Genomic DNA, 5,906 nt, shown 5'->3' with positions numbered 1-5,906 from the left:
GTATTTAGGACGTTAAATGAGGTAATCGATAAACTTGAAGAGGTTATTCAAACCTTAACTGCTTATCAACTAAAATCAATTGTACATAGAGACTGGACTTCCGCTATTTTTGATTTTAACTGAGTATAAAAAAAAATGACTAATTACAGGAGCAGAGCGACGATGACAGAATTGAGACAGCGGAGTAAAGACTTGGCCCGTATCTTTGACCAGCAGGTCGGGCTCTACGAGGGTTATGCAAGGCGACAGGGGCTAAACGGCAAGTGCCTATCGATCCTTATGTGGCTTTATTATAATCCCGGAGGTATGACACAGAATTTGGTCAGTAAGAAGACTTACTCTAGTAAGCAGGTGGTTAATGCTACTATCAAGAAGTTTCTTGATAAGGGCTATGTCTTTTTTGAGGAAAATCCAGCAGACAAACGACATAAGAAGGTCAAATTGACCGAGGAAGGTCGTGTCTATGCCAGTCGGATTTTGGACCCCTTGGAAGAGGCGGAAAAAACAGCCCTGTCCCAGTTCAGCTTGGAAGAACAGGAGCAGTTACTGGACCTCTTTGGTCGCTATGGACAGGCCTTGACGGAAATCTTAGGAGGAGAAACCAATGATTGAGTACCAAAATGTGTCCCTGACCTGTCAGGTCAGCGGGCCAATCTTGAAAAATTTGACCTTTGACATTCAAGAGGGAGAATTCTTTGTTTTGATTGGACCAAGCGGTAGCGGAAAAACAACCACGCTGAAACTGATCAACCGCCTGATTGAGCAGACAGACGGAGATATTCGGATTCAGGGCAAGCGGCTGAAAGACTTTGACCTACGAGAACTACGTTTGGAAACTGGCTACGTCCTGCAACAGATTGCTTTATTTCCAAATATGACAGTGGCTGAAAATATTGCTCTTATTCCTGAGATGAAGGGCCTGAACAAGGAAGAAACCTTGAAAAAATCCAGACAACTCTTGACCAAGGTAGGCTTGGATCCTGACAGCTATTTGGACCGTTTGCCCAAGGACTTGTCTGGCGGAGAAAAGCAACGGATTGGGATTCTGCGGGCCATCATTGCCAATCCCAAGGTCTTGCTGATGGATGAGCCTTTCTCAGCCCTAGACCCTATTAGTAAAGGGCAGTTGCAGGACTTGATCAAGGACTTGCATGAAGAGTTCAAGATGACAACGGTTTTCGTCACGCATGATATGAACGAAGCGGTTAAGCTGGCAGACCGTATCTGCTTGATGAGGGCAGGAGAAGTGGTTCAATTGGGTACGCCTGATGAACTTCGTAACCAGCCTGCTAATGACTTTGTTGTTGAATTTATGAAAAATCGGGGAGGTGCCTAATGGATCAGTTGGTAACAACCTTTCTGGAACGCAAGGCAGACTGGCTGACAGCCCTCTTTGAGCACCTGCGGATTTCCCTTCTGGCCTTGATTATTGCTATTGCCATTGCGGTGCCACTGGGCTTGGTCTTGTCTAACAAGAAAAAGCTGACCGAGTGGAGCTTGCAGGTGACAGGAGTATTTCAGACTATTCCCTCCTTGGCACTGCTGGGACTTTTCATTCCCTTTATGGGTATCGGAACGCTGCCTGCGGTAGTGGCTTTAGTCATCTACGCCATTTTTCCCATTTTGCAGGGGACTTTGACCGGACTTTCGGAAATCGATCCTTCACTGGAAGAGGCTGCGACAGCCTTTGGGATGACCAAGCTGGAAAAACTGCGTAAGTTCCAGCTGGCTCTGGCCATGCCCATTCTCATGTCTGGCATTCGGACGGCGTCCATTATGATTATCGGGACGGCAACGCTTGCTGCCTTGGTCGGTGCAGGCGGTTTGGGCTCTTTTATCCTCTTGGGAATTGACCGTAATGACTCAGCCCTGATTTTGATTGGGGCGGTGTCGTCGGCAGTACTGGCTGTCCTCTTTGGCTCGGTCATCAAGGTTTTGCAGGACAAGAAGCCTCGCACCATTCTAGCCGCTCTCTTGGTGACACTTTTGGCAGTCGGAGCTAGCTATGTTCCGCTCAACCAATCGTCATCGAACAAGCTAGTCATCGCTGGGAAACTAGGGGCAGAGCCTGAAATTCTCATCAATATGTACAAACTCTTGATAGAAGACCAGACGGATATCGAGGTAGAGGTGGAGCCGAACTTTGGCAAGACCAGCTTCCTCTACGAAGCCCTCAAGTCTGGCTCGATTGATATTTATCCTGAGTACACAGGTACCATTACGACCACTCTTTTGACCAATCCGCCGACGGACTTGTCCAACAATCCTGAGGAGGTTTATACCTACGCAAAAGAAGCGATTTTGGAACAGGACGGCTTGGTTTATTTGGCTCCGACAGACTTTCAAAATACCTATGCCTTGGCGGTGACAGAAGACTATGCTCAAAAAAATGCTCTTGAGAAGATTTCGGATTTGGCAAAAGTGCAGCAGACAGCTGTCGCAGGCTTCTCTTTAGAGTTTAATGACCGAGAGGACGGGAATGTCGGTCTGACCAATCTTTATGGGCTCAATCTCAATGTCAAAACCATGGAGCCTGCCCTTCGCTACGAAGCCATTAAAAATGGAGATGTGCAGCTAGTTGATGCCTACTCAACGGATAGCAAGATTGTTTCTTACAAGCTGAAAATCCTGGAAGACGACAAACAGCTTTTCCCACCTTATCAGGCCGCTCCGCTATTGACCAAAGAAACCTTAGAGAACTATCCCGAGTTGGAGCAAGTTTTGGGGGTTCTTTCGGGCAAAATCTCGACCGAGGAAATGACCCAGATGAACTATGCGGTCGATGTGGAAGGCGAGTCGGCAGAGCAAGTGGCGAGGGAATATTTAGAACAAGAAGAATTGTTAAAATAGGAGAAAATCATGACTAATCAACTAGAAAATGCTAAAAATCTCTACCTCCGTGGCATTCGCGACGGGGAAATCAAGGAAGTCTATGAGCACTACATGGGGGCTACTTACACCCAGCATAGTACAGGTGTGCCGGATGAAAAGGAGGGCTTTGCGGCTTTCTTTGAGGACTTTTTCAAACGCAATCCCAAGCGGGAAATAAATATTGTTCGTGCCATTGAAGACGGAAATTTTGTCTTTGTCCATGTCCACCAGAAACTCAATGACGGTGAGGCTGAGTGGGTGACGGCGGACATTTTCCGTTCAGATGAAAACGGCCGTATCGTCGAGCATTGGGATGTCATCGATGCCTATCCCAAAAACATTGGCCAAACAGACCCGATTTACGCAGACTTTGAGCTGACAGACCTAGACAAGACCGAGGACAATAAGAAAATCGTCCGTCGTTTCTTGGTCGATGTCCTTCAAAATGGGGAAATCGACAAGTTTGAGGACTATGTGGCAGCAGACCTGATTCAGCACAACCAAGACATCGCCCAAGGTGGTGCAGCCTATAAGGACTATCTGGTAGAGAATCAAGTCAACTACGACTTTGTCTTTAAGGTGATGGGACAGGGTGACTCCGTCGTGGCTTATTCGAAAGTCTGGATTGCAGGTCAGGACTACGCCCATTTTGACATCTACCGCCTCAAAGACGGAAAGATTGTCGAGCATTGGGACAACAAGGAAGTCATGCCAGAGAAAAAAGACTTGACCAATCTAGGGAAGTTTTAAGAGGGGATGTCTCCTTCTTTTCTCTTGACTTGTTTGGTTTTTCGGTTGATAATAGAAAAAAAGATAGTGGAGTAGTTGTTCATGCTTAAATACCTTCGTGCTCTTCCCTTGATTGTGGTGGCAGGTGCTGTTGTATATCTTTCAATTTGGATGTGGATTGATAATGGGGATTGGACTTACATTTTTGCCAGAGTGTCTGGTATGACGGAGAAACATGCTAACAATCTGTCGCTTATTGCCATCGCCATTCAGTCCCTCTTTTTTACGTCCGATTGGTTTTATAGTCGTATCCGTTCCTTTCTAAATCGTCGTTTGGAACGCGCCAGGGGGCTCAATCGGCAGATTTATCTGGGCTATAAGGCTGGAGTTGAACTTCTGATGGCTCTACCCAAACGGACCATCTTGTTTAGCTTTTACCTGCTCTTGACTATTTTGGAAAACCTAGGTGTAATTGATAGTGCCAAAGACTATGCGGTGGTCATTGTGTTTATTATTGCCGTGGACCGTGTGACTAAAATCTGGCCAGAAGAAAAGCGGAGGATGATTGAGTTTAGTCAGAAGATTAAGAAACGGATAAGAGATGCAGGTGATAGCTAAGTTTACTGCTCTGCCATTTCCCGAACGAGGCCGAAAAAATCTCGAAAAATTCTTGCCAATATGAAGGGCTTGTGTTACAATAGCAAAAGCGTAGGTTTTTAAACTCATCCCGTGAGGTGAGAAAGACAACAGGAAAAATCAATTAAGGGCCTATGACTATATATTTAGAAAGTCTGGGTCTTTTTGTGTGCCCAGAATGGGAGATTTATGAGTACAAAAGCCAATCTTTTGTTTGATGTCCATGAGAAACCAGCACCCTTGCAAGGGATTTTGTTGAGTTTCCAGCACGTGTTCGCTATGTTCGGAGCGACAATTTTGGTGCCGCTGATTCTCGGTATGCCCGTGTCGGTTGCCCTCTTCGCATCAGGTGTCGGAACCTTGATTTACCAAGTAGCAACCCAGTTCAAGGTGCCGGTTTACCTGGGCTCATCCTTTGCCTACATCTCAGCTATGGCCCTTGCCATCAAGGAAATGGGCGGCGATGTGTCGGCAGCTCAGACAGGCATTCTCTTCGTTGGTTTGATTTATGTGCTGATTGCTGCGCTTGTTAAAGTGATAGGCACCAAGTGGATTGACAGTCTCTTGCCACCAGTTGTTATCGGACCTATGATTATCGTTATCGGTCTGGGTCTCGCCAACTCTGCCGTGACTTCAGCAGGTTTTGTCGCAGACGGTGACTGGAGAAATGTCGTAGCGGCTATTGCTACCTTCTTGATTGCGGCTTTTGTCAATACCAAAGGGAAAGGCTTCGCCAAGATTGTTCCCTTCTTGATTGCCATTGTCGGTGGTTACGTGATTGCCATCTTCCTCGGACTAGTTGACTTTACACCCGTTTTGGAAGCAGCTTGGTTTGAATTACCAGGTTTCTATCTACCATTTGAAACAGGTACTTTCAAATCCTACAATTTCTACTTCGGTCCAGAAATGATTGCCATCTTGCCAATCGCAGTGGTGACCATCGCAGAGCATATCGGAGACCACACGGTTCTCAGCCAAATCTGTGGTCGCCAGTTCTTGAAAGATCCAGGTCTCAGCCGTACCTTGATTGGTGACGGTGTGGCGACTGCCGTATCTGCCTTTATCGGTGGACCTGCCAACACGACTTATGGTGAAAATACAGGGGTTATCGGTATGACCCGTATCGCATCGGTATCCGTTATCCGAAACGCTGCCCTGATTGCCATTGCCTTCTCATTCCTAGGCAAATTTACAGCCCTTATCTCTACTATTCCAAGTGCTGTTCTTGGTGGTATGTCCATCTTGCTCTACGGCGTTATCGCCTCAAACGGTTTGAAAGTCTTGATTGAAAGCCGTGTTGATTTCGGTCAAGTCCGCAACCTGATTATCGCAAGCTCCATGTTGGTCTTGGGCCTTGGTGGTGCAGTACTCAACATCGGTGCCATCACCCTCTCAGGAACAGCCCTCTCAGCCATTGTAGGTATCGTCCTCAACCTCATCTTGCCAAAAGCAGAAAAGGCTGAGTAAGTTTAAAAAATGCAGAAAGTCAGCTCTAGCTGGCTTTTTTTTGAAAAATAGCAGAGCAGCTCAGCTATTTCTCAAATGTACCTTTGTCAATGATGTGAGACCAAAAAGGTGATTTTGAAGTTATCCATTTGTTAAGCTTTACTAGGAGCTAGCTTCTAGTAAAGCTTTTCTGATATCGATAGGAGATTTCCAGCCTAAAGTTT

Annotated in this window: 6 protein-coding genes; all 6 read left to right on the top strand. The window is 46.3% G+C overall.

Translation table 11 applies throughout. The features are described 5' to 3' along the window. Window positions 1-162: 162 nt before the first annotated feature. The 6 genes from ACVC7T_RS10790 to ACVC7T_RS10765 all read left to right on the top strand — a co-directional run bounded on the left by ACVC7T_RS10790 (window position 163) and on the right by ACVC7T_RS10765 (window position 5,703). A complete protein-coding gene (locus tag ACVC7T_RS10790) occupies window positions 163-612 on the top strand; it encodes a MarR family transcriptional regulator (RefSeq protein ID WP_172021102.1) in 450 nt (149 codons plus the stop codon). Beyond that, window positions 605-1,336 (top strand): ATP-binding cassette domain-containing protein, encoded by a 732-nt coding sequence (locus tag ACVC7T_RS10785; RefSeq protein ID WP_447262942.1) that lies wholly within the window; start codon window positions 605-607, stop codon window positions 1,334-1,336. Before ACVC7T_RS10790 ends, ACVC7T_RS10785 begins: the two co-directional genes overlap by 8 nt. Next, the gene (locus ACVC7T_RS10780) at window positions 1,336-2,850 is read left to right on the top strand and encodes an ABC transporter permease/substrate-binding protein (protein ID WP_447262941.1); all 1,515 of its coding nucleotides are present in this window, start codon (window positions 1,336-1,338) and stop codon (window positions 2,848-2,850) included. The genes ACVC7T_RS10785 and ACVC7T_RS10780 overlap by 1 nt, the downstream gene beginning before the upstream one ends. A gap of 9 nt (window positions 2,851-2,859) precedes the next feature. After that, window positions 2,860-3,621, top strand: a complete 762-nt coding sequence (locus ACVC7T_RS10775) for a nuclear transport factor 2 family protein (RefSeq protein WP_447262940.1) — start codon at window positions 2,860-2,862, stop codon at window positions 3,619-3,621. 81 nt (window positions 3,622-3,702) lie between these two features. Then, window positions 3,703-4,218, top strand: a complete 516-nt coding sequence (locus ACVC7T_RS10770; protein WP_447262939.1) for a hypothetical protein — start codon at window positions 3,703-3,705, stop codon at window positions 4,216-4,218. A 207-nt stretch (window positions 4,219-4,425) separates the two neighbouring features. Then, complete coding sequence (locus ACVC7T_RS10765; RefSeq protein WP_394731983.1) at window positions 4,426-5,703, top strand: uracil-xanthine permease family protein; 1,278 nt, start codon at window positions 4,426-4,428, stop codon at window positions 5,701-5,703. Window positions 5,704-5,906: the final 203 nt, after the last annotated feature.

This window comes from Streptococcus sp. P25B114 (assembly GCF_053010325.1).
The sequence above is the reverse complement of the archived record's forward strand: the minus strand, read 5'-3'. Positions and strand labels throughout refer to the sequence as shown.

Excerpts from the sequence above, each read along its gene's own strand:
- ACVC7T_RS10780 (WP_447262941.1), top strand. The coding sequence starts at position 1,336 with ATGGATCAGTTGGTAACAACCTTTCTGGAACGCAAGGCAGACTGGCTG.
- ACVC7T_RS10790 (WP_172021102.1), top strand. The coding sequence starts at position 163 with ATGACAGAATTGAGACAGCGGAGTAAAGACTTGGCCCGTATCTTTGAC.
- ACVC7T_RS10765 (WP_394731983.1), top strand. The coding sequence starts at position 4,426 with ATGAGTACAAAAGCCAATCTTTTGTTTGATGTCCATGAGAAACCAGCA.
- ACVC7T_RS10770 (WP_447262939.1), top strand. The coding sequence starts at position 3,703 with ATGCTTAAATACCTTCGTGCTCTTCCCTTGATTGTGGTGGCAGGTGCT.
- ACVC7T_RS10775 (WP_447262940.1), top strand. The coding sequence starts at position 2,860 with ATGACTAATCAACTAGAAAATGCTAAAAATCTCTACCTCCGTGGCATT.
- ACVC7T_RS10785 (WP_447262942.1), top strand. The coding sequence starts at position 605 with ATGATTGAGTACCAAAATGTGTCCCTGACCTGTCAGGTCAGCGGGCCA.